Source organism: Streptomyces sp. NPDC043861, assembly GCF_056435905.1.
Window position 1 is genome coordinate 160678 of sequence record NZ_JBWKDP010000019.1, and the last position, 26685, is coordinate 187362.

Consider the following 26685-nt stretch of genomic DNA (forward strand, 5'->3'; position numbering starts at 1 on the left):
TGTCGTCGGCTCTGTGTGTCTTCGGTGCCTGTGCGGTCGGTGTGGTCGCCGGTACCCGGCTGTCGTTTCGGCCGGCCGTGGTCGGGCCGGACGTTGTCCCGGCCCGGGGCGCACTGCCCGGTGTCAGTTGTCGCGCGACGAGGTCGGATCCGCATCGTCCGCGACTCCGCCCTCCATCGACCTGCTGAACTCGTTCTCGACCCGGTCGTGCTCGATGAACTTGCTTCCCTGCCAGCGATACGTGATCACGATCTGACCGGAGGGATACGAGACCGGATCGCCCTTCGCGTACACCTGTTTGGTGACGACGAGATCGCCCCGGTCGATCGTCGAGTAGACCGCAGGCTCCTCGGCGGCGAAGACATTCTCGTAGCCCTCGTCCCCGTCCCGATACACATATGTGCCGATGCCCACGGCATCTCCGCACGTGAGCACGTTCACCACGACATCGGGCACCGGACTGCTGGTGACGTTCCCGTACGAGGTGTCCACGGGGTACGCGTCCTCCGCGCACTCCTTCAGATCGGCCTTGACCCGCTTGCTGACCTTGGGGTCGTCCAGTACCAGCTGGGCCGCGTCGACCTTCTTCACCGGTGAGGACGTGACCGAGGGCTGGGCGGTGGACGGTGACTGCGCCACCGGATCGGTGCGCGCGCGGCCCTCGTCCCGGGCCCCCGTCCCCCCGGTCGAACAACCGGCCGTGAGCAGCCCGAAGGCGGCGAGGGCGGCCAATGCCGTGCCACTCGCCGCCCATCGGCAGATGCCGCCTCTGGCGCTGTCGCCGTCCTCGGCGCCGTCATCCGCTAGGCCGCGCACCGCTCCCGCCCCTCATGACGTGCGTACGTACGTTCCCCACGCTGTCCGGGGATCCGCGGCCCGCGAGCGGGGGCGGATGCGGCCCCGCGGCTCTGCAGCCCACGGCCTTCCTGCTCACGGCTCTCCAGCTCCTGGCGGAGCCGCGCGAGGGCCCGGTGCAGCGTGCTCTTCACCGTACCTGTCGACATGCCGAGTGCGGCGGCGGTCTCCTCCGTGCTCATCTGCTCCCAGTGCCGGAGCACGACCACGCTGCGCTGCTTGGGAGCGAGCACCTTGAGGACGTCCATCAGCAGGGCGCGGTCCGCGTGCTGCTCGGTGGCGTCCTCGACGCTTGCGTCGGGCAGCTGCTCGGTCGGGACCTCTTCGAGCTTGCGGGCCCGCCACCACTCGGTCCGCGTGTTGATCATGACGCGGCGGAGGTAGGCGTCGGCGAGCGACTTGTCGGCGATCCCGTCCCACCGGCCGTACGTCCGGACGAGAGCGGTCTGCAACAGGTCCTGGGCGTCGACCGGGTCGGGGACGAGGCGCCGGGCGCTGCGCAGCAGCGCCTCCTGCCGGGTGCGTACGTACTCCTCGAATTCGAGCACCTCGCCGTGCGCCATTCCAACCGCCTCCGTCCCCGTAACAAGCCCCGTGACAGCCGTGTGCTGCCTGCGTTCTCGTGGTCCCTACGCCACAAGAAGCTACGGAGCTGTTGTCACGAGGCTGTGCGGAGCAGCCGTCGGAGTGCGCACGGCCATCCATCGGTTGTGTAACAACGGCACGGGCCGGGGTTTACCGGAGATTCTCAGGTGAGAGGCAACCGGAACCGGTCATTCTCCAGTGGTTCGACCAAACCGTCCGTAACCAGCCCGTCCAGGGCACGAGCCCGTTGGACCGGTTCGTCCCAGACCCGGTCCAGTACCGCCCGGGGTACGGGCGCGACCGCGTCGCGCAGCACCGCCAGCAGCTTGCCGCGCACCTGGCGGTCGGTTCCCGCATACGTCTGCCCGCGGCGCGGCGGCCCGTCGTGCGGGGGCTTCCCGGTCAGTCGCCACGCGCACTGTCCCGCGATTGGGCAGCGCCCGCAGTCCTCGTTGCGTGCGGTGCAGACGAGTGCGCCGAGCTCCATCGAGGCCGCCGCCCAGCGCGCCGCGGCCGCGTCGTCCTCGGGCAGCAGAGCCCGGGCCAGGCGGCGTTCGGCTGCCGTGGTCGCGTTCGGCGGGTACTGGATGCCGGTCGCGGCGCGGGCGAAGACCCGGCGGACATTCGTGTCGAGGACCGGATGCCGCTGCCCGTAGGCGAACGACGCCACGGCCGCCGCCGTGTACTCGCCGATACCCGGCAGTGCGAGCAGCTGGGCGTGCTCACGGGGTACGTCGCCCCCGTGCCGCTCCGTTATGGCCACCGCGGCGCCGTGCAGACGCAGTGCACGGCGCGGATATCCGAGCCGGCCCCAGGCACGGACTGCCTCGCCCGGTGGCTCGGCGGCGAGATCGGCGGGGCGCGGCCAGCGGGCCAGCCACTGTTCGTACACCGGCAGCACCCGGCTCACCGGTGTCTGCTGCAGCATGAATTCGCTGACCATCACGCCCCAGGCACCGGCATCGGGACGGCGCCAGGGCAGATCGCGGGCGTGCTGGTCGAACCAGGCGAGGACGGAGGCATGGAGGACGGCGGCGTGCTCGGTCGCGTCGAGGGAGACGTCGACGGCGGGGGAGGGGATCTCGGTCGCAGTCATGGCACGTCCGATCCTGGCATGTTCAGGGGCGTGCGCGGTGCATACGCTCCGTGACGCGGGCCGTGGCGGCGTACATGTCACCGTGACCGCGGCACGGAAGCGCGAGCCGCCACGGCCGGCAGCGGCCGCACGCGCACTGCCCCGGACCGTGCGGCCGGGGCAGTGCGATCAGGGTGCGGTGCGACGAACGGGACCGCATGAGCGGGACCGCGTGAACGGGACCGCATGGACGGGACCGCAGGACCAGGGACCCTACGCGTGTGGCAGGCAGGGGCACTGGCCCGGACGACTGCGAACACACCGACGAAATCGGTGCCAACCGGTCTGCCCGAAGCGGCTGATCCGTACGACCCGTGATGATGATCGACAAAATCGCGCGTCATGGGCGGCGGGTGGGGCGGGAGTTGCCTCCGATCTCTCGTACAGTTCGGTGCGTGGGATCTCTGCGCAATCCTGTCGGGCCGCTCCCCTCCTCCATCTACTGGCGACGGAGGGCAGTCGCGCTGTCCCTGTTGGCGATGCTCGCGCTGCTGATCGCATGGGCCGTCGGTTCGGGCGGCGGGGGCGGGAGCAGGACCGGTGACGACGGCAAGCCGAACGGCGCAGGACCCGCGTCCTCCATCACCCCGGGCGCCGACCCCTCGGGTCCCGCGATCAGCGAACGGCCGGGCGGACGCGACGAGTCGGACGAGACGGGCGGGCCGGAGGGCGCGGGCGGGAGCGACGGCACCGGTGACACGGACGGCTCCGACGGCACCGGCAAGAACGGCGACCCGGCCGCCGGCGGCGCGTCCAACGGCGGAGGAACCGCGGGCCAGCAGGTTCCCGCCGGATCCCCGTTGCCGAACTGCCCCTCCACCGCGTTGCAGTTGACGCTGCGCAGCGTCAAGGTCGCTTATGCTCCCGGCGAGAAGCCCCGCTTCCAGCTCATCGCGAAGAACACGTCGACCGCCGCCTGCAAGGCCGACTTCGGTCCGAAGGCCGCGGTTCTGACGATCAGCGACAGCAAGGACGACGAGGTCTGGTCCTCGAAGGACTGCCCGCGCGACACGGACGGCCTGCTGCTGCGTATCCCCGCGCAATCGACAGTCACCCACACCGTCGACTGGGACCGTCGTAGCAGCGCCCCCCGGTGCGCCACCCCTCCGGCGTCCCAGGCTCCGCCCGGCACCTACCTGGTCGAAGCCGCCTTCCCGGGCACGACCGTGACGCCGGCGTCGTTCCGCCTGGACAAGGACTGACCTGCACTGCGCAAGCACGCCGCGAAGGCACTGGGCAGCTGAAGAAGCAGTGAAGAAGTGCGCAGCGGCACGGTCCGGGGCCCGGACCCGGGAGCTGCAGGGCCCGATAGCGCTGTGGGCGGTGGGCAGACCTGCGACGGGGAGTCGCCGCGAGTGAGCCGTGAGCGGGCGCGGTGCGCGATGCCGGTGGCGGGTGCGCGCCGGGTGCTCGGCGCCGTGAGCCGTGAGCGGGCGCGGTGCGCGATGCCGGTGGCGGGTGCGCGCCGGGTGCTCGGCGCCGTGAGCCGTGAGCGGGCGCGCTCTCGGCGGCCTTCCCCTCCGCTGAGCGTCCCGGCAGGGCCCGGGCAGCCGTCACTCCCGGAGGCCCCCGGACAGGACGAGGCGGGCCGGGACGAGCGGGGCCGGGCGCGGAGCCGTCCCCCGCCCTTCCCGCGCGGGCTCAGACGTAGCGTTCCAGGATGGACGACTCCGCGAGCCGCGACAGCCCCTCGCGGACGCTGCGTGCACGCGCCTCGCCGACGCCGTCGACCGCCTGGAGGTCGTCCACGCTCGCGGCGAGGAGCTTCTGGAGGCCGCCGAAGTGCTCGACGAGCCGCTCGATGATCGCGCCCGGCAGCCGGGGGACCTTCGCCAGCAGCCGGTAACCACGAGGCGAGACCGCGGAGTCGAGGGTCTCGGGCGAGCCGCTGTAGCCCAGGGCGCGGGCCACGATGGGCAGTTCGAGCAGTTCCGCGTGCGTCAGCGCGTTGAGCTCGACGAGCGCCTCGTCGACGGTCCGGGAGCGCTTCGCGGTCGGTTCCGGGACGTAGTCGCGGACGACCAGCTCCCGCTCGGGCTCGACACCCGCGATCAGCTCGTCGAGCTGAAGCGCGAGCAGCCGGCCGTCCGTGCCCAGCTCCACCACGTACTCGGCGATCTCCGTCGCGATTCGGCGCACCATCTCCAGCCGCTGAGCGACTGCCGTGACATCGCGGACCGTCACGAGGTCCTCGATCTCCAGCGCGGAGAGCGTTCCGGCGACCTCGTCCAGCCGCAGCTTGTAACGCTCGAGCGTCGCCAGCGCCTGGTTCGCGCGGGACAGGATCGCCGCGGACTCCTCCAGGACCCGTCGCTCCCCATCCACGTACAACGCGATGAGCCGCATCGACTGCGAAACGGACACGACGGGGAAGCCGCACTGCTTGGAGACCCGGTCGGCGGTCCGGTGCCGGGTGCCGGTCTCCTCCGTCGGGATGGACGCATCAGGAACCAGCTGCACGCCGGCCCGGTGGATCTTGGTGATGTCCTTGTCGAGGATGAGGGCCCCGTCGAGCTTGCACAGCTCGCGCAGTCGCGTGGCCGTGAACTCCACGTCCAGCACGAAGCCGCCCGTGCACATCGACTCGACCGTCCTGTCCATGCCGAGGACGATCAGACCGCCGGTGCTACCCCGCAGAATGCGCTCCAGGCCGTCGCGCAGGGCGGTGCCCGGGGCGACCGCACTCAGAGAGGCGCGCATCAGCCACTCCTTGCCGGATCCCCCGGAGCCTCCGCCGGACTTTCCGGGTGCTGAGCCCCGGTCGTTGGCTGCCACTGCACTCCTCCGGCTCGTACGGATGGGCGAGACCAGGGCAAAGTCTAGCGACCCCGGCCCGGCCCGGGCGGCGTCGTACGACGATGGCTGCCGCCCGTAGCCTCGCCCGGGACTTCGTCCGAGCCGTGGCGCCAACCGTCGCCCCGGCCCTTCACCGACTTCCCCTCCGCCCCGCGGACCCCCGGATCCAGCTGCTCCCCATGGGCCGGCCTGTCCCGGTGGTGCCGCGTCCGGCCGTCGCCCACCGCGTGATCCGGCCCTCACGGCCCGAGCCCTCACCGTCCGCCGTCCCGGGTCGGCCGGACCCCGGGGCGGACGGTGCCGTCATCGCCGGGCCTCGTCCGCCCGCGGGGCCTCCGCCCGGCGGCCCCGGGGGAGCACCCGCAGAGCGTCACCCATGTCGGCGACTTCTGTGACCTTCATACCAGCGGGAATCCTGCCCGGATCGGACGGAACGAGGGCATGGGTGAATCCCAGCCGGTGCGCCTCGGCAAGCCGCCGCTGCACGCCCGTGACCCGTCTGACCTCGCCCGCGAGGCCCACCTCGCCGATCGCCACCAGGTTCTTCGGAAGCGGGGTGTCGCTCGCCGCGGAGGCCAGCGCCAGCGCGACCGCGAGATCCGCGGCGGGCTCGGAGAGCTTCACACCGCCGACCGTCGCGCTGTAGATGTCGCGCTTGCCCAGCGCGCTGATGCGGCCGCGCTGCTCCAGCACGGCCAGCATCATCGACACCCGGGACGTCTCGAGCCCCGAGGTCGTGCGCCGGGGCGACGGGATCTGCGAGTCGACGGTGAGGGCCTGCACCTCGGCGACGAGCGGGCGGCGGCCTTCCAGCGTCACGGTGAGGCAGGTGCCCGGCACCGGCTCGTCGCGCCGGGTCAGGAACAGCCCGCTGGGGTCGGCGAGACCGGTGATGCCCTCGTCGTGCAGCTCGAAGCAGCCGACCTCGTCCGTCGTCCCGTAACGGTTCTTGACACCCCGTACGAGCCGGAGCCGGGCGTGCCGGTCGCCCTCGAACTGCAGCACGACATCGACGAGATGCTCCAGCAGTCGCGGTCCCGCGATCGCACCGTCCTTGGTGACATGGCCCACCAGCAGCGTCGACATCCCGCGCTGCTTGGACGCGCGGATCAGTGCGCCCGCGACCTCGCGCACCTGCGCCATCCCGCCGGGTGCCCCGTCGATCTCGGGGGAGGCCACGGTCTGGACGGAGTCCAGGACCAGCAGCGAGGGCTTGACGGCGTCGAGATGGCCGAGGACTGCGGAGAGGTCGGTCTCGGCGGCGAGATACAGATGATCATTCAGCGCGTTGATCCGGTCCGCCCGGAGCCGGACCTGACTCGCGGACTCCTCGCCCGTGACATAGAGCGTGCGGTGCTCGTCGCTCGCCGCCTTCGCCGCGACGTCGAGCAGCAGCGTGGACTTGCCGACGCCCGGCTCTCCCGCCAGCAGCACGACCGCGCCCGGCACCAGCCCCCCGCCGAGGACCCTGTCCAGTTCGTCGACGCCGGTCGTGCGTGCGGTGGCCTGTCGGCCGTCGACCTGCCCGATCGGCAGCGCGGCGCTGGTGACCCGCCCCGCGGCGGTCGTGCGCACCGCGGGTGCGCCGTACTCCTCGACCGTGCCCCAGGCCTGGCACTCCGGGCATCGGCCGAGCCATTTGGCGGTCGTCCAGCCGCATTCGGTGCAGCGGTAGGACGGCCTGTCCTTGGCGGATTTCGTACGGGCAGCCATGCGGAAACCGTAGCGGGCGGCGCTGACACCCGTGCGGGCGCCGGTGCCCACTGTGCGGGCGCCGTCGACCGCCGTGCCCACGCGGCCACGGGAACGGGTCACGGCGCCGGGCGGCGCCGTGCGCGCACAGCCGGACGGGCGCCGGAGCCGGACCGCTCGTGGCGACCGTCACGAGCACAGCCACCCGGGAGGAAGCAAGAGCCTCTGTCCCCTTTTGAGGGATACGTTCACCCGTAAGGAGTAAATGCGCTCAAGTGGCACGATGGGTGTGCCTGTCACTGCCTACGGTCGCGGGGTGACGAGCAGCATGCTGGAGCCTCCCGCGCACACCACCGGTGCACATCGGGCGCATCGCCGTGCACATGGCCATCGGCCCACACTCGGGCAGACCCCGCCCGCCCGGTACGAGGCCTATCTGGACGGGCTGTTCACGTACTGCCTGTCCGCGCTCTGCGACCACGACGCGGCGACGGCCGTGCTCGGCGACGTGCTGGCCATCTCCGAGCGGCACCACGGGCGTTGCCCCGCGGGCGAGTCCGAGCGGAAGGCCTGGCTGTACGCGGTGGCCCGCTGGGCCTGTCTGCGTGAGCTGGGCGAACAGAAGCGCCGAAGGCGCCAGGGGACCGGAGGCGCCCACGGCCGGCGGTCCGGTCCCGTTCCCGACGAGGCGGGCCCCCCGGTGTCGTCCGAAGCCGCCGAGCAGCACCGTGCCGAACTGGCCCGGCTGGCCTGGCCGGAAGCCGCGGGCACCACCCCCGAGCAGCGCGAGGCCCTGGAGCTCGCGGTACGGCACGGGCTCGCCCCGCGTGAAGTCGCCGCCGTCCTCGGCATGGACTCCGCACGCGCGCGTGAGCTGCTCGCGACCGCGGCTTGCGAGGTGGAGCGCACACGCGCGGCGCTCGCCGTGGTCGAGACCGGCAGCTGTCCCTCCGTCGCCCGGCTCACCGGCGACCACCAGGTGCTGCTCTCCGCCACCCTGCGGCGCGAGCTGGTGCGGCACGTCGACGACTGCCCCCGTTGCCGCCGGACCGCCGAGCGCGCCGGGGCCGGTGCGCCCTGGCCGGGCTCGTCCGTCACCCCCGCCGCGCCCGGGGAAGGCGACGGCCGGCTGCCGCTCGTGCCGGCGCCCCGCGCTGCGGCCTACGTGGCGATGCTGCAGGTCCCGCGGGCGCGCGCGGGGGCGCCGCGGTTCGGGCGCGACGGATTCCCCATGGACCCCAAGGACCACGCGGCCCGGCGCGAGCGTCTGCGGACCAGGGCCATCACCACGACCGTCGTGGCGACGGTGGTCGCGGCGCCCGTGCTGGCACTCTGGGCGGCCTACCGCGGCGCCCCGGTCATCGGCGAGGGCCACGACGGCTCCTCGGTCTCCGCGAACGAGGCCGCCGGACCGGTGGGAATGGACGGGGACCCGTACGACCACTACGAGAACGCGGGCAGCGCCCACAGGGACCCCGGTGCGCGCGTGATCGCGGGAAGCCGGAGGCCCGGGAGTCCAGCCGGCGCGAGGGCAGCGGGAGGAGCGGTCTCGGTCGAGATCATCAGCCCCGGGCTGCGGCCGACCGGGGCCTCCGCGGGCAGGGGGCGCGGCCACCTCACGGTCGAGGCACAGCCGTCCGGCGACACCACGACGATCACCCTGACCGCGTCCGGCGGCTCTCAGGTCTCGTGGTCACTGTGGACCGACGCGCCGTGGCTCTACGCGAGCATCACCTCGGGCGTCCTTCGCCCTGGCGAGTCCGTCACGGTCCAGGTGTTCGTCGACCACACCGTGGAACCGGCCGGCCCATGGACCGCCCGCGTGGGAGTCGACCCCTCCGGCGCGGTTCTGGAGCTCAACGGGAACGGCACCGAGCCCGCCCCGTCCGATCCGCCGTCCGAGCCCCCGCCGTCCGCGGAACCTCCGCCCGCCACCGAACCGCCTCCACCCACGGAACCCCCGCCGTCCCCGGAACCTCCGCAGCCCTCCGAGCCGCCCACGGAACCGGAGCCGCCCGCGGACGCGGAGCCGCCGCCCGCGTCGACGGGCTGAGGAAGCGTTTCTCCCGACCAGGCGGTGCTTCCGGGGTCTCGCCACACGCCGGAAGCGCCGCACCGGCGCCATGAGGTGCCCCGGCACCCCGAGCGAGGTGTTGTGGCTGCATGGCCACGAGGTGCTGAGCGGCTGACGGTGCTGCGAGACCCCGGGAGCAGCGCCGCCGGCGGCGCCGCGTGGACCCGAGGCCGACCCGCGCCCCGCTGCACGGCCGGAGTCACGCGAGCGCCGCCCGAGCCACGGCCGGCGATCCTTCCCGTCAGCACGGGCGAGGGCACCGGGCGGGACGATGACCGGGCCGGTCCCGGTCCCGGACCCGTCGCTCCTGGGGTCCCTGGTGCTGTGGTCCTCCGGCTCACAGCCCTGAGGCAGGACCCACCGGATCCGCCGGGTGCGGAGCCACCAACGGCAGCTGCGAGGCCAGACGCGCCTCGCACAGCTCCACCAGGACCTCGTACGCCGCCTCGCCCATCAGCTCAGTGAGTTCCGGGCGGTACGTCACGTACACCGGCTCGCCCGCGCCGTGCGCCGAGGTCGCCGACGTGCACCACCAGTGGAGGTCGTGGCCACCCGGGCCCCAGCCCCTCCTGTCGTACTCACCGATCGAGATCTGGAGCACTCGCGTGTCGTCCGGACGGTCGATCCAGTCGTACGTGCGGCGCACCGGCAGCTGCCAGCACACATCGGGCTTCGTCTCGAGCGGCTCGCGCCCCTCCTTCAGGGCCAGGATGTGCAGCGAGCACCCCGCGCCCCCCGCGAACCCCGGACGGTTCTGGAAGATGCAGGAGCCGTCCCAGCGGCGCGTCTGGCGGTCGCCGTCCTCGTCCACCTCGACCCAGCCCGACTCCTTCCCCACATCGTGGAACTGCCAGAGATCGGGCGTGAGCCGTGCCACATGCCCGGCGACCCGCTTCTCGTCGTCCTCGTCCGAGAAGTGCGCCCCGAGCGTGCAGCAGCCGTCGTCGGCGCGGCCCGCCTGGATGCCCTGGCAGCCGCTGCCGAAGATGCAGGTCCAGCGCGACGTCAGCCAGGTCAGATCGCAGCGGAAGATCTGTTCGTCGTCCGCGGGGTCGGCGAACTCCACCCAGGCGCGGGGGAAGTCCAGCCCCTTCTCGTCGGGCTCGCCGCGCCCGGAGCCGGTGCCGGCGGCCTCCGCCGCCTCCGCCGCCTTCTGCGCGGACTTCTCTCGGACAGCTTTGCCCGGCTTCGTCTTTTTCGTCTTTGGCACGAGTCAAGGGTATGCGCGCGGCCGCAGTAGCGTTCCGTACATGAGACTCGGAGTCCTCGACGTCGGTTCGAACACGGTGCACCTGCTGGTGGTGGACGCACACCCCGGTGCGCGCCCCCTTCCCGCCCATTCACACAAGGCGGAGCTGCGCCTCGCCGAACTCATCGACGAGGACGGTGCCATAAGCGTCGAAGGCGTCGACCGGCTCATCGCCACCATCGAGGACGCGCAGCAGGCAGCCGAGGACAAGGGATGCGAGGACGTCCTCCCCTTCGCCACGTCCGCGGTCCGCGAGGCCACCAATGTCGACGCCGTGCTCGACCGCGTCAGGACCGTGACCGGAATCGATCTCCAGGTCCTCACCGGCGAGGAGGAGGCCAGGCTCACCTTCCTCGCCGCCCGCCGCTGGTTCGGCTGGTCCGCGGGCCGGCTGCTGGTCCTGGACATCGGTGGCGGCTCGCTGGAGATCGCCCTCGGAATCGACGAGGAGCCGGACGCCGCCGTCAGCCTGCCGTTGGGCGCCGGCCGGCTGACGGCCGCGATGCTGCCGGGCGACCCGCCCGAGACGGACGACGTACGCGCGCTGCGCCGCCATGTGCGGGCGCAGATCGCCCGCACGGTCCATGAGTTCAGCCGCTTCGGCCCGCCCGACCATGTCGTCGCCACGTCCAAGACCTTCAAGCAGCTCGCGCGTATCGCAGGGGCCGCGCGTTCCGCCGAGGGGCTGTACGTGCAGCGGGATCTGAGCCGTTCGGCGCTGGAGGAGTGGGTCCCCAAGCTCGCCGCCATGGGCGCCGCACAGCGCTCCCTGCTCCCCGGCGTGTCCGAGGGCCGCGCGGCGCAGCTGCTCGCGGGAGCCCTGGTCGCGGAGGGTGCCATGGATCTCTTCGGCGTCGACGATCTCGAAATCTGCCCGTGGGCGCTGCGTGAGGGCGTGATCCTCCGGCGACTGGACCACCTGCCCACCGACTGATGCCGTCTCCCCACCCCCTGATGCCGCCCCGCAAGGCCCGTACGCTGTCCCTCGTGGCAGAACCAGTGGTGCGCATCCCGGATGCGAAGGTCGCCCTGTCGACGGCTTCCGTCTATCCGGAGTCGACGGCGACGGCCTTCGAGATTGCCGCGCGCCTCGGATACGACGGTGTCGAGGTCATGGTCTGGACCGATCCGGTCAGCCAGGACCTCGAGGCGCTGCGCCGGCTCTCCGACTACCACGAGGTGCCGATCCTGGCGGTGCACGCGCCATGTCTGCTGATCACCCAGCGGGTCTGGTCGACCGACCCGTGGGTGAAGCTGCAACGCGCGCAGTCGGCGGCCGAGAAGCTCGGTGCGTCGACCGTCGTCGTGCATCCTCCGTTCCGCTGGCAGCGGCAGTACGCCCGTGATTTCGTCTCCGGCATCTGGCGGATGGCGAATGAAACGGATGTGCGCTTCGCCGTCGAGAACATGTACCCGTGGCGCTACCGCGACCGCGAGATGCTCGCCTACGCCCCCGACTGGGACGTCACCAAAGAGGACTACCGGCACTTCACGATCGACCTTTCGCACACGGCCACGTCCCGTACGGACACCCTGGCCATGGTCGATCGGATGGGTGACCGGCTCGGGCACGTCCACCTCGCTGACGGGAAGGGCTCCGCGAAGGACGAGCACCTCGTTCCGGGACGCGGTGACCAGCCGTGCGCCGAGCTGCTCGAGCGTCTGGCCCGCACCGGCTTCGACGGGCACGTGGTCATCGAGGTCAATACACGGCGGGCCATGTCGGCGGCGGAGCGTGAGGCCGATCTCGCGGAGGCGCTCGCGTTCACCAGGCTGCACCTGGCATCGGTGAACGTGTCCGCCCAGGGCGGTCCCGCGGACACCGCGGGCGGCTCATGACCCCCGCGGCGCCGCGGCGGCGCGGCCGGCCCGCCCGTGCGGAGGCGGACACCGGCCCCGGCGCCCGTGAGCGCATCCTCCAGGCTGCCCGCGCCGAGTTCTCGGAGCGCGGCTACGACAAGACGTCGGTGCGTGGCATCGCGAAGGCGGCGGACGTCGACCCCGCCCTGGTGCACCACTACTTCGGTACGAAGGACGAAGTCTTCGCCGCTTCGATCGAGATGTCGTTCGAGCCCGAGCTCATCGTTCCGGCGGTGATCGGTGACGGCCCGGAAGGCATCGGCGAACGGCTCGCCCGCTATTTCATCGGCGTGTGGGAGAACCCGGCGACCCGTGCCCCGCTGCTGGCGATCATCCGCTCCGCGCTGACGCACGAGGCGGCGGCGAAGGTGCTGCGCGGGTTCGTGCTGCGGCGGGTGCTCGAGCGGGTGGCGGCGGATCTCGACGTACCGAATCCGAAGTTCCGGGCCGAACTCGCGGCTTCGCACATGATCGGCATCGCGGTCCTGCGCTATGTGATCCGTGTGGAGCCGCTGGCTTCGGCGGATCCGGAGGAGATCATCGTGCTGGTCGCTCCGACGCTCCAGCGGTACCTCACGGAAGGCTGAGACATCCTCCCGGTGCCCGGGTGCGGGTCCCCGCCCGGGTCGGGGACGGCGGCGGGTCCCGCCCCGGGTCCGGGGCACGACGGCGGGTCCCGCGAAGGCCGGGCCCGGGCTGCCCGAAACGCGGAACCCCGTCCCGCATTCCGGACCAGACGTCCAGATCTTGGAGCGGCGGCGTAGGCTCGACCAGAGCCAGAACTGTCTGAAGGAGCGAGCGACGATGCCCGAGCTGAGGTCCCGCACAGTCACCCACGGCCGGAACATGGCGGGCGCCCGCGCCCTTATGCGGGCTTCGGGCGTAGCGAGCGCGGACATCGGCAAGCCGATCATCGCGGTCGCCAACTCCTTCACCGAGTTCGTGCCGGGCCACACCCATCTCGCCCCGGTCGGCCGGATCGTCTCCGACGCGATCCTGGCCGCGGGTGCAGTGCCCCGGGAGTTCAACACCATCGCCGTCGACGACGGAATCGCGATGGGCCACGGCGGCATGCTCTACAGCCTCCCGTCCCGCGACCTGATCGCCGACTCCGTGGAGTACATGGTCGAGGCGCACTGCGCGGACGCCCTCATCTGCATCTCCAACTGCGACAAGATCACCCCGGGCATGCTGATGGCCGCGATGCGCCTGAACATCCCGGCGATCTTCGTCTCCGGAGGCCCGATGGAGGCCGGCCAGGCCACCCTGGTCGACGGCACGGTCCGCAAACTGGACCTGATCAACGCCATTGTGGACGCCGTCAACGAGAACGTGTCGGACGAGGACGTCCTCCGTATCGAGGAGAACGCCTGTCCGACCTGCGGTTCCTGTTCCGGCATGTTCACCGCCAACTCGATGAACTGCCTGGCCGAGGCGATCGGACTCGCCCTCCCCGGCAACGGTTCGGTCCTCGCCACCCACACCGCCCGCCAGGCCCTGTACGAGAACGCCGGCCGCACGATCGTCGAGATCACCAAGCGCTACTACGGGCAGGGCGACGAGTCGGTTCTGCCCCGCAACATCGCCACCCGTGAGGCCTTCGAGAACGCCATGGCCCTCGACATCGCCATGGGCGGTTCGACCAACACGATCCTCCATCTGCTCGCCGCCGCCCAGGAGGCCGAGCTCGACTACGACCTCACCGACATCGACGCCGTCTCGCGCCGTGTCCCCTGCCTGGCCAAGGTGGCGCCGAACGTCGCCCCGGGCGGCACGTACTACATGGAGGACGTGCACCGTGCCGGCGGCATCCCCGCGATCCTCGGTGAGCTCTACCGCGGCGGGCTGCTGAACGAGGACGTCCACACCGTGCACTCGGCCTCGCTGGCGGAGTGGCTCAAGACCTGGGACGTCCGAGGCGGATCCCCCTCCGCCGAGGCCGTCGAGCTGTGGCACGCGGCCCCCGGCTGCGTCCGCTCCGCGACAGCCTTCTCCCAGTCCGAGCGGTGGGAGTCGCTGGACCTCGACGCCGAGGGCGGCTGCATCCGCTCCGTCGAGCAGGCGTACTCCAAGGACGGCGGCCTGGCCGTGCTGAGGGGCAACATCGCCGAGGACGGCTGCGTCGTGAAGACGGCCGGCGTCGACGAGTCGATCTGGACGTTCGAGGGCCCGGCGGTGGTCTGCGAGTCCCAGGACGAGGCGGTCGACAAGATCCTCTCGAAGGTCGTGAAGGAGGGCGATGTCGTCGTCATCCGTTACGAGGGCCCGAAGGGCGGTCCGGGTATGCAGGAGATGCTCTACCCGACCTCCTTCCTGAAGGGCCGCGGCCTCGGCAAGGCCTGCGCCCTCGTCACCGACGGCCGCTTCTCCGGCGGCACGTCCGGCCTCTCCATCGGCCATGCCTCCCCGGAGGCGGCGTCCGGCGGCACGATCGCCCTGGTCGAGGACGGCGACCTCATCCGGATCGACATCCCGAACCGTTCGATCGAACTCGTCGTCGACGAAGCCACGCTGGCCGCCCGTCGCGAGGCGCTGGGTGGCGTGTACGCCCCGAAGAAGAACCGCGAGCGCAAGGTCTCGGCGGCTCTGCGTGCGTACGCGGCCATGGCGACGAGCGCCGACAAGGGTGCGGTCCGGGACGTGTCGCGGCTGGGCTGAGTGCGCCCCGGTCGTCCCGGCCGTGCGAAGCCCCGGCGGGATCCCCCGCCGGGGCTTCGCCGTACTCGAGCGGTCTACCAGCGCGCCGGGTCGGCGGCGTCCACGGCGAACACGGAGCCGTCGGGGGCAGTGGCGAGGACCTTGCCGGGGGCGGTGACGGGGGCCGGCAGCGAGGACATGTAGGTGAAGCGTCCCCTGCTCATCCGAGGGTCCGTCTGGCCGAGCTGCACACCCCGCTCGGCGTCGACGGCCAGCAGCCTCCCGTCCGCTCCGCTCAGGTACACCCGGCCGTCGTCGATCACGGGCCGCGAGGACTGGGCCACATACGTCTCCAGCCGCCACCGCTGGCCGCCGCCCGCCGTGTCCAGCGCGAGCAGCGAACCTCCCGTCCCCGCCAGGTAGACCGTGCTTCCGCTCACCGCGGCCTGGGCCTGGTCGACGTCGACCGGCAGGGGGAACCGGCGGACCTCGCGGGTCGCGGTGTCGAGGCGTACGACGGCGGTCGTGAAGTCGTCGGAATCGGCCGCCAGCAGGAAGAGCGAACCCTCGGAGACCGAAGGTACGGGCGACAGCGAGCCGTTCAGACGCTTTTCCCAGCGCACGCTGCCGTCCTGGGTGGCGACTGCCCGGACGAGTGTGCCGGCGCCGTTGGCTCCCGGCGTGACTGCGAAGGCGGTTCCCGAGCCGTCCGGGCCAGGCACCCATTGCGTGCCCGTCGCGCCGCGCCGCTTCCGCCAGCGCTCCTCGCCCGTCGTGCTGTCCAGCGCCCGGACGTTGCCGTCCGCGCTCATGAGGAGGACGCACCCTTCGGCGTGGCTGACCGCCGTGTACGCGCCGACATCCACTCCCCAGCGCGTGGCGCCCGACTCCGGATCGAGGGCTTCGAGGCGCCGCCCGTCGGCCGTGGTGACGTGCAGCAGCCCGCCGGAGAGCACGGGGGGCCTTGCCCCGTACCCCTCGCTTCCCCCGGGCGCCGCGGCGGTCCCGTTGCCGACGGCCTTGCGCGTCCACAGGGGTTTGCCGTCGACCGCGCCCAGGCGGGTGGCCATGGTGCCCGGCGCCGTGCAGTACAGCTCCTCGCCGTGGGAGGAACACGCAGGCGTCCGCTGCGCGTCGGTGCCGTTCGAGAGGGCGGCCTGCCACGGTGTGAAAGCCTGCTCGCTGCTGGCGACCCGGTCACCCGCCGGGCGGGGGTCGTCGACCGTTGCCACGCGGATACCGGTGTAGGCGCCCGCGAGCAGGCTGGCGACGACGGTGCCCAGGGCGGCGTACCGCACAAAGCGCCGCTGCGGCCGGGCAGTCGGGTCCGGCTCCTGCTCGTCCGCGGGGGCTGCGCCGGCGTCGCCCGTATCCCGCTCCCCCGCGGCCGTCCGCTGCAGCGGTATGAACGCCGTCGCCACCTCCCCGGCCGGGGCGCGGAGTTCGGCCATCACCTCGCCCGGCGCGGGCCGGTCGTCGGGGTCCTTGGCCAGGCAGCGGGTCAGCAGCGGTGCGAGCTCGGCGGGAACTCCCGCCAAGTCGGGCTCACTGTGGACGACTTGATAGGCGACGATGTACGGGCTGTCGGAGTCGAACGGCCCGCGCCCCGTTGCCGCATGCACGAGGACCGCGCCCATCGCGAATACATCGGCGGCAGGGCCGACGTCCCGCGGCCGCTGGAACTGCTCCGGCGCCATGAACGGCGGGGTGCCGATCAACTTCCCCGTCTCCGTGCGCAGATCACTGTCGGAGGGGCGGGAGATGCCGAAGTCGATGACTTTCGGACCGTCGGCCGCGAGCAGCACATTGCTCGGTTTGAGATCGCGGTGGACGACCCCTGCCCGGTGGATGTCGCGCAGTGCCTCGGCGAGCCCCGCACCCACCCTGCGCAGCTCATCGAGGCCCAACGGCCCGTTCCGCTTGACGCGTTCGGCAAGGGTGGGCCCGTCGATGAACAGGGTCGCCATCCAGGGGCGCGCGGCGGCCGGGTCGGCGTCCACGACGGGTGCGGTGAAGACACCGCTCACCTTGCGGGCGGCGGCCACCTCCTGCCGGAAGCGCGCCCTGAACTCGGGATCCTTGGCGTGTTCCGCATGGACGACCTTGATGGCGAGGCGCAGCCCGGACGCTGATGTGGCCAGGTGGACGACGCCCATCCCACCCGAGCCCAGAGTCTCCTCGAGACGGTACTGCCCCGCGTGTTCCGGATGTTCCGCTTCCGGGACCGGCCCGGTGCTGCGCAGCGGCGGCATCGCCCACCCCCGTGTTGTCTGTCCGCAAGCGCGACTCACGGAGCCTAGTCGATGGCCGGCACGAGACCGAGGGGGGCTTGCTAGCCTGCGCGGCGCAATGTTTTTCGTACTGACGGGGGAGGCCTGCCATGGCCGTTGAAGAAACCGGGAGCGCGGAACGGGCGGAGGTCGAGGCCTCGGCCGAGCCGCGCGCGACGAGGCGCTATCCGATCGCTCCCGGCCACCGGGTGAACGTCCGCAGCGGGCCGGGCACCCACTACCAGGTCGTCAGAGTGCTGCAGTACGACGCGCGAGTGCCGATCAACTGCCAGAAGCCGGGGGAGACGGTGACCGGTCCGTACGGGACCACGAACCTCTGGGACAACATCGCCAACGGCCAGTTCGTCTCCGACGCCTATGTGAAGACGGGCACCGACGGTTACGTCGCGGTGCGCTGCGCCTGAGGGCGCGACCCGGGAACGGGGAGGAAGACACTGCGCCGTACCGGTGTCGAGGTTCCGGGCCGATGCCGGAAGCCGGGGAGGCCGGTGGCCGGCCGGTCCGGGACCACGAAAGCCGGGACGGCTGCGCCGACGGGTTCGGCGGGCGCAGAGGTGAAAGCGGGCGCCGACGGAGACGTCGCCCCGCGTTGTTCCCGATGAAGCGGAATAGGGAGGACAGCACAGCAATGCAGGTCATGAAGGACGGAACCTGGTCCCGGACACTCGGTGGGGCGGCAATCGCGACCCTGCTGGTGGTCGGCTCCGCCTCGGCGGCGTCGGCGGCGGCCCCCGCAGCCGCTGCGGACTCGGCGACCGCGGTCGCGCCGCTCCTCGGGTCGAAGCGGTACCCGGTGGCCCCGGATGTCCGGCTGAACGTCCGCAGTGGCCCGGGTACCCAGTACGAGCTCATCAGGATGCTGCCGTACGGCTCCAGCGTGCCGATCAACTGCCAGAAGCCGGGGGAGACGGTCACTGGTCCCTACGGCACCTCGAACATCTGGGACAACATCGGCAACGGCCAGTTCGTCTCCGATGCGTTCGTACGGACGGGCAGTGACGGCTACGTCACCATCCGCTGCTCCTGACGGTTCACGCAGGGCTCGGGGGCTCACGGGGAGAGCGCACGGGGATAATCGACCCGTGAGCGCGAACCACGCAGCGACCCCGGACGACGAGAGCGCCGGCACCGGTGCCGGTCAAGGCACTGGCGCCGGCAGCCGCACCGGGCCCCAGCCCGAGCCGATCCGCTTCTTCGGCACCACCTGGGTCGGCCATGATGGGGGCTATGCGCTGCGCCGTGCAGCCGTCGCCGTGGGATCGCTCGTCGCGGCCGCCGCCGGGTGCCTCGTGCTCCGGTTCGGCTACCAGGGCCTGGAGACCGCGAAGGTCGGCGGTTTCGTCAACACGCTCGTGATCGTCACGTTCGCGATCTGCAGTGCGATCGCCTTCCGCAAGACCTGGGAGGGCTTCACCCGCCGTTCCGCCGACCCCGCCCGTGACGAGTCCCTGCGCAGTCTGAAGGCGATCGGCTTCATCGGCTCGCTCCTCGCGTATTCCCTCCGGTCCCTCACCGAGGCCCCGGGGGAGAAGCTGCTGCGCGGTGAGTACGAGACGGCGCTCGAGCAGTACGAGAAGCGTCGCACCACACGCACCGGCAATCCGGCGGCCCGCAAGAAGCCGAAGCCCCGCCGCCGCTGAGGACCGGCCCGCGGCCGGTCGGCGCCGGAATGCACGGCGATCCGACTGTCACATTCGGCGCCCACCCGACGTCTCCTCCAGAAGGGCCGTTACGGGCCCGCACGCCCGCACCAAGGAGGAGCAACCGACCATGGCAGAGCTCACGCTCTTCGAGCAGCAGCGCGACCGACTGTGGGGCATCGCCTACCGCATCACCGGCTCGGTCGCGGACGCCGACGACGCCGTGCAGGAGGCCTGGCTGCGCTGGCAGGGCCTGCCGGACGGGGAGGCCCGCGACCCGCGCGCCTATCTGACGACCGTCGTCAGCCGGATCTGCTACGACCAGCTCGGCTCGGCCCGCGCCCGTCGTGAGGCGTATGTCGGCCCCTGGCTGCCCGAGCCGGTGATCAGCGAGGACGGTCCCGAGGACCGGGTGACGCTCGACGAGTCGGTCGGCATGGCGATGCTCACCGTGCTGGAACGGCTCACCCCCGCCGAACGCACCGCCTTCATCCTCCACGACGTGTTCGCCGTGCCCTTCCACGAGATCGCCGACGCCGTCGGCCGCACTCCCGACTCCGTACGGCAGCTCGCCTCCCGGGCCCGCCGCCGTGTCCGCGCGGAGGCACCCCGCAGGTCGGTCGACCGCGGCGAGCACCGGAAGGCCGTCGACGCGTTTCTCACGGCCGTCATGGGCGGCGACTTCGACGGGCTGCTGGAGATCCTCGACCCCGATGTGGTGTGGCGGTCGGACGGCGGCGGCAAGATCATGGCCGCACGGCTGCCGGTACTCGGCAACGAGAAGGTCGCACGCTTCGTCCAGCGACTCATGCGTGGTTTCGACGCGGCGGCGATGCAGATGTTCGTGCGGGAGGTCAACGGCGCTCCGGGGCTGGTCCTCGTCGACCCCGTGAGCGGGCAGGGCGGGGTGTACGCGTTCACGGTGCACGGCGGCCGGATCACCGAGATCGACGCCGTCATCAACCCCGACAAGCTCCGCCACCTGGGCCTCGGCGCCAGTACGGACACCTGACCCGGGGGCGGTGTCACACTTCCGGAGCCTGTGTCGTCCCCCTTGTATGACGACGACGAAGAGCAAGAACCCGATGCGGGTCCTGGTACTCGGCGCGGGCTACGCGGGGCTCATGGCCGCTCTCCGGCTGGCTCCGCACGCCCGTGTCACCCTCATCGACCCGAGTGACCGCTTCACGGAACGCATTCGGCTCCACGAACTCGCCGCCGGGCGCCCCGAGGCGCACCACCCCCTTGCCGGATTCCTGCGTTCCACCGGCATCGACCACATCGCGGCCAGGGCCACCGCCATCGACCTGGCCGCCCGTGAGGTGACCACCGACAACGGCCGCCGGCTGCCGTACGACAGGCTCGTCTACGCACTGGGCAGCCGTACGGCGGCGACAGGCATCGGCGAGCGCGCCCACACCTGCGAGTCCGCCGACTCCCTGTCCAAGCGACTCCGGGACCGCCCCGGCTCCCTCGCGGTCGTCGGCGGCGGGCTCACCGGCATCGAAGTCGCCGCCGAACTCGCGGAGTCCTGCCGCGACTGGACCGTGCGCCTCCACTCGGGCGGTGCCATCGGCGAAGGTCTGTCGGCGCGCGCACGGGACCACGTCCGCAGCGTCCTGACCGCACGGGGCGTACGGATCGAGGAGGGCCACCGGGTCGCCCATGCGGACGACCTCGACACGGACGAGGTCTTCTGGGCGGCCGCGCTGACCGCCAACTCCGAACTCGCCGTGTCCGCCGGTCTCGCCCTCGATCCGTCCGGCCGCATCGCAGTCGACGGCGCGCTGCGCTCGGTGTCGCACCCCGAGGTGTATGTCGCCGGCGACGCGGCCGCGGCCACCTCCCCCAGGGCGGGGGCCCTGCGCATGGCCTGTGCCACCGCCATGCCCATGGGGTCGCACGCGGCCTCGTCGATCATCGCGGAGACGCGGGGCGAGGAACCGCGGGCTCTGGACTTCGGCTTCCTGACCCAGTGCGTGAGCCTCGGACGCCACGACGGACTCGTCCAGTTCGTCCGGCCGGACGACAGCCCGCGCGACCGGTTCCTCAAGGGCCGCCTGGCCGCTCGCACCAAGGAACAGGTCGTCCGCGCCACCGTCCGCTTCCTTCACCACGCCTCCCGTCGCCCCTGGTCGATCCCTCTGGTCCCGGGCATGTCCTGAACGGCTCGCCGCCGCATACGGCTTGACGGCCCGATCCGGCTCGGAGCATTATTCATCGCATGATGAATAATGCTCCGAGGGTGACCGAGGGTGCCGGGGGTGCCGCCGTCCACGCGCGCGCCCTCACCGTCGTCCGAGGCACCCGCACCGTGCTGCGCGGCCTCGACTTCGATGTGCCGCCGGGCCGGATCACCGGCCTCCTCGGCCCGTCCGGCTGCGGCAAGTCGACCCTGATGCGGGCCATCGTGGGCACCCAGGCCAAAGTCACGGGCACTCTCGACGTCCTCGGCCGCCCTGCGGGCGACGGTGCACTGCGCTCCCGGATCGGCTACGTCACCCAGGCCCCCTCCGTCTACGACGATCTGACTGTCCGTCAGAATCTGGACTACTTCGCGGCGATCCTCGACCCCGGCCGAGCCGCCGCCGGACGCCGCCGGCAGAACGTCACCCAGGCCATAGCCGATGTCGACCTCGCCGGCCACGCCGACGCCCTCGCGGGCAAACTCTCCGGCGGACAGCGCAGTCGCGTCTCGCTCGCCGTCGCCCTCCTCGGCGCCCCCGAGCTGCTCGTCCTCGACGAGCCCACCGTGGGCCTCGACCCGGTCCTGCGCCGAGATCTGTGGGACCTCTTCCATCGCATCGCCGCCGACCGGGGCACCACGATCCTCGTCTCCTCGCACGTCATGGACGAGGCCGAGCGCTGCCACCGCCTGCTGCTTCTGCGCGAGGGCGAACTCCTCGCCGACGACACCCCCGAAGCCCTCCGGCGCCGCAACGACACCGCGACCGTCGAAGACGCCTTCCTCCACCTCGTCGACACGGCCAAGGCCCTCCAGGAGGCCGCACGATGAACCCGGCCCGCACCCTCGCCACCGCCGCCCGCGTCCTTCGCCAACTGCGCCACGACCCGCGCTCGATCGCCCTGATGATCCTCGTGCCGTGCGTGATGCTCTTCCTGCTGCGCTATGTCTTCGACGGCAGCCCGCAGGTCTTCGACTCCATTGGCGCCTCGCTCCTCGGGATCTTCCCCCTCATCACGATGTTCCTGGTGACCTCCATCGCCACCCTGCGCGAGCGCACCTCCGGCACCCTGGAACGCCTGCTCGCGATGCCCCTCGGCAAAGGGGATCTGATCGCCGGCTATGCCCTGGCCTTCGGCCTGCTCGCCGTCGTCCAGTCCGCTCTCGCCACCGGGCTCGCGCTCTGGTTCCTCGGCCTCGACGTCGTGGGCTCGCCCTGGCTGCTCCTCCTGGTCGCTCTCCTCGACGCCCTGCTCGGTACGGCCCTCGGGCTGTTCGTCTCCGCCTTCGCCGCCTCCGAATTCCAGGCGGTCCAGTTCATGCCGGCCGTGATCTTCCCCCAGCTGCTGCTCTGCGGCCTCTTCACCGCGCGCGACCGTATGCAGCCCGTCCTCGAGGGCATCTCGAACGTCCTGCCCATGTCGTATGCCGTCGACGGCATGAACGAAGTCCTTCGCCACACCGACATCACCGCCGACTTCGTCCGCGACGGTCTCATCGTTGCCGCGTGCGCCCTCCTGGTCCTCGTGCTCGGCGCGGCCACCCTCCGCCGCCGCACCGCCTGACCGCTCCTCGGACACCGCCGACACCACCGCATGTCCGATGCAAGGATGTCCATGTCCGCGGATGCACCGTTCACGGACATGGACCACCCTGTACGTGCACACGCACTCACCCCGGCGAGGTGACCCGCATGACCCAGACAGTCGCAGTCCTCGGCACCGGCAAGATCGGCGAGGCGCTGCTCAGCGGCATGATCCGGGCCGGCTGGCCCGCGTCCGCCCTCCTGGTCACGGCTCGCCGCGCCGAACGTGCCGAGGAACTCCGCGCCCGCTACGGAGTCGAAACCGTCACCAACGCAGACGCCGCCAAGCGCGCCGACACCCTCATCCTGGCCGTCAAGCCCCAGGACATGAGCCGGCTTCTCGACGAACTCGCCCCCCACGTGTCCGCCGACCGCCTCGTCATCAGCGCCGCGGCCGGCATCACCACCGCGACCATCGAGGACCGACTCGCGCCCGACACCCCTGTCGTCCGCGTCATGCCGAATACACCCGTCCTCGTCGACGAGGGCATGTCGGTCATCTCCGCCGGCAGCCACGCCACGGCCGATCACCTCCTCCACACCGAGGAGATCTTCGGCGGTGTCGGAAAGACCCTCCGCGTCCCCGAGTCACAGCAGGACGCCGCCACCGCACTCTCCGGCTCCGGCCCGGCCTACTTCTACTTCCTCGTCGAGGCCATGACCGACGCCGGCATCCTTCTCGGTCTGCCCCGCTCCCAGGCCCATGACCTGATCGTCCAGGCCGCCATCGGCGCCGCTGTGATGCTCCGCGACTCCGGGGAACACCCGGTCAAGCTCCGCGAAGCCGTCACCTCCCCGGCGGGGACCACCATCAGCGCGATCCGCGAGCTCGAGAACCACGGGGTCCGCGCCGCCCTCATCGCCGCACTGGAAGCCGCCCGCGACCGCAGCCGCGAACTCGCCTCCGGCAAGGGCTGAGACGCAGCCGGGGGACAAGGGCCGAGGCGCAACCGCGGTCAACGGTCGGCCTCACCCCCCGGCAGCGACGACCAGGTCCTTCGTCATCACGACCGTCGCGAACCCCCCGCCGTGCAGCGACACGGCAGTCGCCCGGGCCAGCTCCTCGGCGCCCAGCGTCCAGCCGAAAGGCCCGGCCAGATCGAAGGTGTGCGTCGCATCCAGCGCGAACAGCACCTCGTACCCCAGATTCCCGCCCATCCGCGCCGTGGTCTCCACGCACATATTGGTCTGGATCCCGGCCACCACGAACTGCCGCACCCTCTGGGCCCCGAACCATGTGTGCAGGTCCGGACTCCCGTAGAACGCCGAGTTCACGGACTTCGTCACCAAGAGCTCGGCCCCACTGCCGCTCCCCCTTCTCTCCTCCACGTACTCCTTGAAGCCGTTGCCCTCGTGCCCCGGCCGCAGTGGCGAGTCGGGATTCGACGAGTCGTGCCGTACGAAGACGACCGGCCTCCCGCTCTCCTGCCACGCCCGGATCAGTGAAGCGATGTTCATGTCGGCATCCGGGTTGTTCCGAGGCCCCCAGAACTCCTCTGCTTCAAACCCCTTCTGCACGTCGACGACAACCAGCGCTGCGTTCTCTGCAATCTCCATGCCCCGATGCTCGCGCGCCGAGCGTCTCCGCCCCAGAGGTACAAAAGTCGTCGACCGATGGTTTACTGCCACCATGGCGACCCGATCGGCCTCACCTCAGGGCATCGCCCTCCTCTCCTTCCCCGGCATTCGCGCCTTCGACGTCTCCGTGATCAGTGAGGTCTGGGGTGTCGACCGCACCGATCGCGGGGTACCCCGCTTCGACCTTCGCCGCACCGGCACCGACCACACCCCCATCCCCCTGCGCGGCGGCCTCAGCCTCACCCCGGACCGGACCCTGGCATGGATCCCCCGCGCCGACCTCGTCGTCGTCCCCGGCCTCGACGACCACCTCACCCCGGCACCACCTCCGGTCCTCGACGCCCTACGCCGAGCCCACACCCGCGGCACCCCGATTGCCGCACTCTGCGGAGGAGCCTTCACCCTCGCCCAGGCGGGCTTGCTCGACGGCCGCCGTGCGATCACCCACTGGAACCTGACCCACCACCTCCGTGAGCACCACCCCCATGTCATCGTCGTCCCGGACGCGCTCTTCCTCCACGACGCCAACATCTGGACCTCGGCAGGGACCGCGGCGGGGATCGACCTCTGCCTCCACCTCGTCCGCATCACCCACGGAGCGGAAGCCGCCGCCACCATCGCCCGGTCGATGGTCACTGCCCCCTTTCGTACGGGCACCCAGGCACAGTTCATCGAGCACCCCGTACCTCGCGCCGACCGCGATGCCGACGCCCTCACCGCGGTCCGCGACTATGCCCTGGCCCATCTCTCGCAGCCCCACACCGTCGCGTCCCTCGCCGCCCGCGCGGGCATGTCTCCCCGGTCCTTCGCCCGTCACTTCCAGGCGACCACAGGCACCACCCCTGTCCACTGGCTCATCACCCAGCGCGTCGCAGCTGCTCAGAAGCTCCTCGAACGCACTGATCACCCCATCCCTGAAGTCGCCCGTCGCACGGGCTTCGGCAGCGAGGTGACCATGCGCCAGCACTTTGCCGCTCACCTCGCCACCAGTCCGCGCGACTACCGGGCGGCCTTCCGTCAGCCGGCCGGAAGCAGCCCGATCGCCTCGTAGGCGCGATCCACCAGAGGGCGGGCCATGGCCCGGGCCCGCGCGGCCCCCGTCCTCAACACCTCGTCCACATGGACCGGATCGGCCGCCAGCTCCGCGTGCCGCTTCCTCAAGGGCCTCAGCAGCTCCACCACCGCTTCGGCCGTGTCCTTCTTCAACGCGCCGTACGACTGATATACACCGGCCAAGGCCTCCGGGTTCCCGTTCTCACAGGCGGAAAGAATCTCCAGCAGATTCGCCACACCCGGCCGACTCTCCCGGTCGTACTCGACGCTCTCCCCGCTGTCGGTCACGGCTCGCATGATCTTCCGGCGGACCACGTCGGGCTCGTCGAGCAGATAGACGATGCCGGCCTTGTTCTCGTGCGACTTCGCCATCTTCGACGTCGGGTCCTGCAGATCCATCACTCTCGCCGCCACCCGGGGATGCGTCGCCTTCGGCACCGTGAACACGTGTCCGTACCGCTGGTTGAACCGCACCGCAAGATCCCTGGTCAGCTCCACGTGCTGCGTCTGGTCATCGCCCACGGGCACCTCGTCCGTCCCGTACGCCAGGATGTCCGCCGCCATCAGCGCCGGATAGGTCAGCAGCGACAGCCGCACGCCCTCAGCCGAAGTCCGAGCCGATACGGCCTTCTCCTTGTACTGGATCATCCGACGCATCTCACCGTCCGTGGCCGTGGACTCCAGCAGATACGACAGCCGCGTGTGCTCATCGACGTGACTCTGGACGAACACCGTGCACCGTTCGGGATCCAGCCCGGCGGCCAGCAGAACCGTGGCCGCCTGACGGCTGAGTCTGCGCACGCGAGCCGGATCGTGCTCCACGGTCAGGGCATGCAGATCCACGACGCTGAACAGGGCGTCCGAACGATGCTGATCGTCCTCGACCCACTGTCGGACGGCCCCGAGATAGTTGCCCAGGGTCAGATGCCCCGTCGGTTTGACCCCACTGAAGCTCCGCGCCATCTGTACGTTCTCCTTCTCCGGTCGAAGCCGCCGACATCAGCGCGACCGATCCCTCCGGCGGAGGAGAAACGCGAACGGCCGCCGAAGCGGCGGCCGTTGAAGCGCATGCGAGTCTGCCGGCCGCCGTCAGGCGGCCCACCACAGAAACGTGCACGCGCGCGTAGTCATGCGGTCGAGCCTACGCCACCGGTCGCGGGTTGACAGGCCAAACCCCGATACGTAGTGTTCTCCGGGTTGTCCGACGTGAGCACCGACTCCGGTCGGCCCCGGACAGCCACTCCGCAAGAACCACTCCAAGCGAGCGACACTCTGTCGCGTCACTTTCCGTGCGCTTTTGCGAAATGAGGAATCCGCGTTCGAAAGAGCGCAACCCCGATTAGCGTCGGGGTGGTGATTCCGCTAAAGTCTCACTCGTCGGAACGGCCGCGAGGCCCGAAAGACAACCCCCTCTGACTGGGAATCAGGACCGAAAGGATCTGATAGAGTCGGAACCGCCGGAAAGGGAAT

At 71.2% G+C, this 26685-nt stretch carries 24 protein-coding genes; 15 read left to right on the forward strand and 9 right to left on the reverse strand.

Annotation, left to right across the window (positions count from 1 at the left end):
- Window positions 1-123: 123 nt before the first annotated feature.
- The 3 genes from AC068D_RS32985 to AC068D_RS32995 all read right to left on the reverse strand — a co-directional run bounded on the left by AC068D_RS32985 (window position 124) and on the right by AC068D_RS32995 (window position 2536).
- Window positions 124-816, reverse strand: coding sequence for a hypothetical protein (locus AC068D_RS32985; protein ID WP_478826798.1), 693 nt, complete (start codon window positions 814-816; stop codon window positions 124-126).
- A complete protein-coding gene (locus tag AC068D_RS32990; RefSeq protein WP_478826799.1) occupies window positions 804-1418 on the reverse strand; it encodes a SigE family RNA polymerase sigma factor in 615 nt (204 codons plus the stop codon). Before AC068D_RS32990 ends, AC068D_RS32985 begins: the two co-directional genes overlap by 13 nt.
- Window positions 1419-1603: 185 nt before the next feature.
- Window positions 1604-2536 carry an HhH-GPD family protein gene (locus AC068D_RS32995; RefSeq protein WP_478826800.1) on the reverse strand — a complete coding sequence of 311 codons (933 nt, stop codon included), beginning with the start codon at window positions 2534-2536 and terminating at the stop codon, window positions 1604-1606.
- Window positions 2537-2970: 434 nt separating this feature from the next.
- Here AC068D_RS32995 and AC068D_RS33000 point away from each other — a divergent pair, with 434 nt between their 5' ends.
- Window positions 2971-3777 (forward strand): hypothetical protein, encoded by an 807-nt coding sequence (locus AC068D_RS33000; RefSeq protein ID WP_478826801.1) that lies wholly within the window; start codon window positions 2971-2973, stop codon window positions 3775-3777.
- Between the two features lie 439 nt (window positions 3778-4216).
- On the opposite strand, the gene disA is transcribed toward AC068D_RS33000, so the two are convergent.
- The gene (gene disA / locus AC068D_RS33005) at window positions 4217-5350 is read right to left on the reverse strand and encodes a DNA integrity scanning diadenylate cyclase DisA (RefSeq protein WP_478826802.1); all 1134 of its coding nucleotides are present in this window, start codon (window positions 5348-5350) and stop codon (window positions 4217-4219) included.
- 324 nt (window positions 5351-5674) lie between these two features.
- Entirely contained in the window at window positions 5675-7084 is a 1410-nt protein-coding gene (gene radA / locus AC068D_RS33010; RefSeq protein ID WP_478826803.1) for a DNA repair protein RadA, read from the reverse strand.
- A gap of 295 nt (window positions 7085-7379) precedes the next feature.
- Here radA and AC068D_RS33015 point away from each other — a divergent pair, with 295 nt between their 5' ends.
- Window positions 7380-9116, forward strand: a complete 1737-nt coding sequence (locus AC068D_RS33015; protein ID WP_478826804.1) for a BACON domain-containing protein — start codon at window positions 7380-7382, stop codon at window positions 9114-9116.
- A gap of 358 nt (window positions 9117-9474) precedes the next feature.
- On the opposite strand, the gene AC068D_RS33020 is transcribed toward AC068D_RS33015, so the two are convergent.
- A complete protein-coding gene (locus AC068D_RS33020; RefSeq protein ID WP_478826805.1) occupies window positions 9475-10347 on the reverse strand; it encodes a DUF3109 family protein in 873 nt (290 codons plus the stop codon).
- A gap of 40 nt (window positions 10348-10387) precedes the next feature.
- On the opposite strand from AC068D_RS33020, the gene AC068D_RS33025 reads away from it, so the two are divergent.
- The 4 genes from AC068D_RS33025 (at window position 10388) to ilvD (ending at window position 14904) form a co-directional block, all read left to right on the forward strand.
- Window positions 10388-11320, forward strand: coding sequence for a Ppx/GppA family phosphatase (locus tag AC068D_RS33025; protein ID WP_478826806.1), 933 nt, complete (start codon window positions 10388-10390; stop codon window positions 11318-11320).
- A 53-nt stretch (window positions 11321-11373) separates the two neighbouring features.
- Complete coding sequence (locus AC068D_RS33030) at window positions 11374-12225, forward strand: sugar phosphate isomerase/epimerase family protein (protein WP_478826807.1); 852 nt, start codon at window positions 11374-11376, stop codon at window positions 12223-12225.
- Complete coding sequence (locus AC068D_RS33035; RefSeq protein ID WP_478826808.1) at window positions 12222-12833, forward strand: TetR/AcrR family transcriptional regulator; 612 nt, start codon at window positions 12222-12224, stop codon at window positions 12831-12833. The genes AC068D_RS33030 and AC068D_RS33035 overlap by 4 nt, the downstream gene beginning before the upstream one ends.
- A 217-nt stretch (window positions 12834-13050) precedes the next feature.
- On the forward strand, window positions 13051-14904 hold the full coding sequence (gene ilvD, locus AC068D_RS33040; protein WP_478826809.1) for a dihydroxy-acid dehydratase: 1854 nt from the start codon (window positions 13051-13053) through the stop codon (window positions 14902-14904).
- A 74-nt stretch (window positions 14905-14978) separates the two neighbouring features.
- Here the strand turns inward: ilvD and AC068D_RS33045 are convergent, their stop codons facing one another.
- The gene (locus AC068D_RS33045; protein WP_478826810.1) at window positions 14979-17135 is read right to left on the reverse strand and encodes a protein kinase domain-containing protein; all 2157 of its coding nucleotides are present in this window, start codon (window positions 17133-17135) and stop codon (window positions 14979-14981) included.
- A 128-nt stretch (window positions 17136-17263) separates the two neighbouring features.
- Between AC068D_RS33045 and AC068D_RS33050 the strand changes: the two genes are divergently transcribed.
- The 8 genes from AC068D_RS33050 (at window position 17264) to proC (ending at window position 23502) form a co-directional block, all read left to right on the forward strand.
- Window positions 17264-17578, forward strand: coding sequence for a peptidase (locus AC068D_RS33050; RefSeq protein ID WP_478826811.1), 315 nt, complete (start codon window positions 17264-17266; stop codon window positions 17576-17578).
- A 233-nt stretch (window positions 17579-17811) separates the two neighbouring features.
- Window positions 17812-18201 (forward strand): peptidase, encoded by a 390-nt coding sequence (locus AC068D_RS33055; RefSeq protein ID WP_478826812.1) that lies wholly within the window; start codon window positions 17812-17814, stop codon window positions 18199-18201.
- Window positions 18202-18256: 55 nt separating this feature from the next.
- A complete protein-coding gene (locus AC068D_RS33060) occupies window positions 18257-18814 on the forward strand; it encodes a hypothetical protein (protein WP_478826813.1) in 558 nt (185 codons plus the stop codon).
- A 130-nt stretch (window positions 18815-18944) separates the two neighbouring features.
- The gene (sigJ, locus tag AC068D_RS33065) at window positions 18945-19826 is read left to right on the forward strand and encodes an RNA polymerase sigma factor SigJ (RefSeq protein WP_478826814.1); all 882 of its coding nucleotides are present in this window, start codon (window positions 18945-18947) and stop codon (window positions 19824-19826) included.
- 46 nt (window positions 19827-19872) lie between these two features.
- Window positions 19873-20979, forward strand: coding sequence for an NAD(P)/FAD-dependent oxidoreductase (locus AC068D_RS33070; RefSeq protein ID WP_478826815.1), 1107 nt, complete (start codon window positions 19873-19875; stop codon window positions 20977-20979).
- A 59-nt stretch (window positions 20980-21038) separates the two neighbouring features.
- Window positions 21039-21830, forward strand: coding sequence for an ABC transporter ATP-binding protein (locus AC068D_RS33075; RefSeq protein WP_478826816.1), 792 nt, complete (start codon window positions 21039-21041; stop codon window positions 21828-21830).
- Window positions 21827-22564: an ABC transporter permease gene (locus AC068D_RS33080; protein ID WP_478826817.1), complete on the forward strand. Its 738-nt coding sequence runs from the start codon at window positions 21827-21829 to the stop codon at window positions 22562-22564. The genes AC068D_RS33075 and AC068D_RS33080 overlap by 4 nt, the downstream gene beginning before the upstream one ends.
- 128 nt (window positions 22565-22692) lie before the next feature.
- Window positions 22693-23502, forward strand: coding sequence for a pyrroline-5-carboxylate reductase (gene proC, locus AC068D_RS33085; protein WP_478826818.1), 810 nt, complete (start codon window positions 22693-22695; stop codon window positions 23500-23502).
- A gap of 51 nt (window positions 23503-23553) precedes the next feature.
- Here proC and AC068D_RS33090 read toward each other — a convergent pair whose 3' ends face one another.
- Entirely contained in the window at window positions 23554-24141 is a 588-nt protein-coding gene (locus AC068D_RS33090; RefSeq protein WP_478826819.1) for a cysteine hydrolase family protein, read from the reverse strand.
- Between the two features lie 73 nt (window positions 24142-24214).
- Here AC068D_RS33090 and AC068D_RS33095 point away from each other — a divergent pair, with 73 nt between their 5' ends.
- Complete coding sequence (locus AC068D_RS33095) at window positions 24215-25213, forward strand: GlxA family transcriptional regulator (RefSeq protein ID WP_478826820.1); 999 nt, start codon at window positions 24215-24217, stop codon at window positions 25211-25213.
- On the opposite strand, the gene trpS is transcribed toward AC068D_RS33095, so the two are convergent.
- A complete protein-coding gene (trpS, locus tag AC068D_RS33100) occupies window positions 25180-26178 on the reverse strand; it encodes a tryptophan--tRNA ligase (protein ID WP_478826821.1) in 999 nt (332 codons plus the stop codon). The genes AC068D_RS33095 and trpS overlap by 34 nt on opposite strands.
- Window positions 26179-26685: the final 507 nt, after the last annotated feature.

What these genes read in the sequence shown, in the direction of transcription:
- AC068D_RS33055 (WP_478826812.1), top strand. Translation starts at nt 17,812, where the DNA reads ATGAAGGACGGAACCTGGTCCCGGACACTCGGTGGGGCGGCAATCGCG.
- AC068D_RS33050 (WP_478826811.1), top strand. Translation starts at nt 17,264, where the DNA reads ATGGCCGTTGAAGAAACCGGGAGCGCGGAACGGGCGGAGGTCGAGGCC.
- AC068D_RS32995 (WP_478826800.1), bottom strand. Translation starts at nt 2,536, where the DNA reads ATGACTGCGACCGAGATCCCCTCCCCCGCCGTCGACGTCTCCCTCGAC.
- sigJ (WP_478826814.1), top strand. Translation starts at nt 18,945, where the DNA reads ATGGCAGAGCTCACGCTCTTCGAGCAGCAGCGCGACCGACTGTGGGGC.
- radA (WP_478826803.1), bottom strand. Translation starts at nt 7,084, where the DNA reads ATGGCTGCCCGTACGAAATCCGCCAAGGACAGGCCGTCCTACCGCTGC.
- AC068D_RS33035 (WP_478826808.1), top strand. Translation starts at nt 12,222, where the DNA reads ATGACCCCCGCGGCGCCGCGGCGGCGCGGCCGGCCCGCCCGTGCGGAG.
- trpS (WP_478826821.1), bottom strand. Translation starts at nt 26,178, where the DNA reads ATGGCGCGGAGCTTCAGTGGGGTCAAACCGACGGGGCATCTGACCCTG.
- AC068D_RS33080 (WP_478826817.1), top strand. Translation starts at nt 21,827, where the DNA reads ATGAACCCGGCCCGCACCCTCGCCACCGCCGCCCGCGTCCTTCGCCAA.
- ilvD (WP_478826809.1), top strand. Translation starts at nt 13,051, where the DNA reads ATGCCCGAGCTGAGGTCCCGCACAGTCACCCACGGCCGGAACATGGCG.
- AC068D_RS33095 (WP_478826820.1), top strand. Translation starts at nt 24,215, where the DNA reads ATGGCGACCCGATCGGCCTCACCTCAGGGCATCGCCCTCCTCTCCTTC.
- AC068D_RS33045 (WP_478826810.1), bottom strand. Translation starts at nt 17,135, where the DNA reads ATGCCGCCGCTGCGCAGCACCGGGCCGGTCCCGGAAGCGGAACATCCG.
- AC068D_RS32990 (WP_478826799.1), bottom strand. Translation starts at nt 1,418, where the DNA reads ATGGCGCACGGCGAGGTGCTCGAATTCGAGGAGTACGTACGCACCCGG.
- proC (WP_478826818.1), top strand. Translation starts at nt 22,693, where the DNA reads ATGACCCAGACAGTCGCAGTCCTCGGCACCGGCAAGATCGGCGAGGCG.
- AC068D_RS33070 (WP_478826815.1), top strand. Translation starts at nt 19,873, where the DNA reads ATGACGACGACGAAGAGCAAGAACCCGATGCGGGTCCTGGTACTCGGC.
- AC068D_RS33025 (WP_478826806.1), top strand. Translation starts at nt 10,388, where the DNA reads ATGAGACTCGGAGTCCTCGACGTCGGTTCGAACACGGTGCACCTGCTG.
- AC068D_RS33090 (WP_478826819.1), bottom strand. Translation starts at nt 24,141, where the DNA reads ATGGAGATTGCAGAGAACGCAGCGCTGGTTGTCGTCGACGTGCAGAAG.
- AC068D_RS33075 (WP_478826816.1), top strand. Translation starts at nt 21,039, where the DNA reads ATGATGAATAATGCTCCGAGGGTGACCGAGGGTGCCGGGGGTGCCGCC.